Source organism: Rhizobacter sp. P1_G5 (assembly GCF_056405435.1).
This window is the reverse complement of sequence record NZ_JBFUCB010000770.1, coordinates 1-2,534: the sequence shown is the minus strand read 5'-3', so window position 1 is coordinate 2,534 and position 2,534 is coordinate 1. Positions and strand designations below refer to the sequence as shown.

At 68.3% G+C, this 2,534-nt stretch carries 1 protein-coding gene; it reads right to left on the bottom strand.

What is annotated here, in order from left to right; genetic code table 11:
• Positions 1–2,516 (bottom strand): FG-GAP-like repeat-containing protein (locus AC1D12_RS30790; RefSeq protein WP_477845013.1); only part of this gene is annotated, 2,516 nt, incomplete at its 3' end.
• Positions 2,517–2,534 lie beyond the last annotated feature (18 nt).

The following is a 2,534-nucleotide window of genomic DNA, read 5'->3' as shown; positions in this document are numbered from 1 at the left end:
ACCCAGGTCAGCGTGGTTCGCAGGTTGCGGGGCGAGGTCACACCCACCAGCAGGTCCGGCGGCAGCGTGGAACCCTGGCGGACGTACAGCTGGTTGCTGGTGCCGTCGCCCGGCGTCGGCGATCCCAGCATCCGCAGGATCTCCACGTCGCCCCGGCCGGTGAAGTTCCCGGTGACGAAGGCGGYCGCGCTGTCGCTGCGCTGCAGCAGGTCGTTGGCCGTCTTGAGGTTGAAGCCGGTCGACTGGCGGTAGGTGCCGTCGCCGTTGCTCAGGTAGATCTTGTTCTGCGTGGGATCGTCGGCCCAGCGGATGATGTCGTCGCGGCCATCGCGGTTGACGTCCGCGAAGACGATGTCGGCCGTGTGCGTGGTGTAGCCGAGCTGCGACGAGGTCGTGACCAGCGATTCGGAACCCAGGTTGTAGTTGCTCTCTCGCAGCAGGTGGCCACCGCCGTCGGAGACGCTGGCCAGACAGTCCACGCGGCCATCGCCGTTGAAGTCCAGCGGTGATTGGCAGCCGCTGCCGACACCGCTGCCGAGACCGCTCCCGGTCATCGGCACGAACGAGAAGTCACCGAGCGAGCGCCAGGCGGTCGCCGGCGGCTGCAGATTCGCCCCCGTGCCCAGCAGCCCGGCGCGTGCGAGGTCGAGGTTGCCGTCGCTGTCCAGGTCGATCACGTTGGAAGGCTGCCCCAGCGCATACGGCCCCTGCGGTCGCGCGTAGAGGTTCTGGTGGGTCACGTTGGTGGGCTGCTCGACGAAGCCGCCCTGCCCGTCGCCCTTGAACACCTGCGTGCACACCTCGGCCACGCACGGGTCGTTGGAGGGTGCAAGCGTCACGCCCTGGTTCGGCAAGTAGGCCGTGACGATATCCATCAGGCCGTCGTTGTCGATGTCCAGCAGGTAGAAGGTGTAGCCGGAGGTCCAGCCGAAGCCGTCCTGGATCTCGCCATGGCTCGTGATGTAGCTGTCCTGGCTGGCATGCTCCAGCAGCGTCACGCCGGTGATGGCCTTGCGCTGGAACGTGCCGTCGCCGTTGTTGAGGTACAGCTCGCTGCCGCTGCCCGCGCACGCCGTGGTGGTGTTCACCGACGTGGTCTCGTAGCGGTCGCGGAACCGCAGCAGGTCCGGCAGCCCGTCGCCATTGAAATCGGCCACCCGCGTGCTGAAGCAGCCGTTGCTGTGGAAGAGCCACTGGTCCGCGCCGATCAGGTTGAAGTTGCCGGCCTGCCGGAACGTGCCGTCGCCGTTGCTGAGGTAGAGCTGGTTCAGCGCCGGGTTGTCCGACCAGCGGATGATGTCGGTCTTGCCGTCGCCGTCGAAGTCGGCGGTGATGACGCCGGCGTTCGAATAGCGCTTCGCGCCCAGCCCGATCACCGTGCTCTGCATCGTCAGCGTCGCCATCGCGCTGGCGGCGAATGCCGCGTTGCGCTGGTAGGCCTCGCCGCCGCCGGGCGCGTAGTCGAAGGTGGTCGGCGGCAGGCACGGCGACTCGGCCACGCCCAGGCATTCGGTGATGCGCACGAGCCGGCTGCGGTTGGTCACCGGGCCGTTGTCGTAGGCAAGCCGCACCGTCTTGATCTTGAGCGGCGAGACATCGACATTCGAGAAGGTCTGCACCTGCACGAGCTGCTGGAGGTTGAGCTGCTTGCTGCCGGCCACCCAGGCCTCGCGGCGGTCGTGCGACTTGCCCGCGGGAGCAGTCGCCGGCAGGTCGACGTAGCTGAAGACGATCTTGTGGGCCGGCGCCTGGGTGGCGCTGCCGGTGTAGCGGATCTCGCGCAAGCTCCAGTCGTGGCCCGGGATGACGCTGCCCTGGGTCGCGCTGCCCCAGGCAACGCCGCGTTGCTGGTACTGGAAGTCGATGTAGTTGCCCTTCAGGTCGCTGCTGCGACTGATCAGCCAGGTGGTGATGACGCCGCTGGCCTGCGCGGTCACGGCGGCATCGGCCGTCGCGTTGGCGTCGGGGTCGGTGCCGTATTCGTGGATGCGGCCGTCCTTGGTCCACACCTTGAAGTACGTCGGTGAACCAGCCCCTGTGCCGTAGGCGCGAATGCGCGCATACGTGTCCTTCTCGGTGCGGTACTCGCGCAGCAGGCCGCTGCCGCCGGCGCTGTCGTTGGTCTGCGGGAACGGCAGCGGAACGCCCGCCGCATCGGTCTGGATCAGGCGCTGGCCATCCAGGCACAGCTTGTCGGCCGCGCTGTTGTCGACGCCTCGCACACGCCCGTCGGTGGACAGGTTGTCGGCGCAGCGCGCGATGGCCGAGATGCCTTGCAGAGACCACCCGTGCCCGAGCGGCCCGCTGCCTTCGCCGCCATAGGCCAGGCTGATGCTCGGCGTCATGCCGGCCACGCCCGGCGGCACGGCGATCGAATGCTGATAGCCCGGCTGGCCGCCATTGCCGACCACCAGCTGAGCCGATGCACCCGGCGACAGGCCAGCCAACGCCAGCGCACCCAGGCACGACACCACCAAGCCGCGGGCACGCCGCGACGCAACCAAGATCAGTTCCAAGACAGTCCTCCAGCGCAC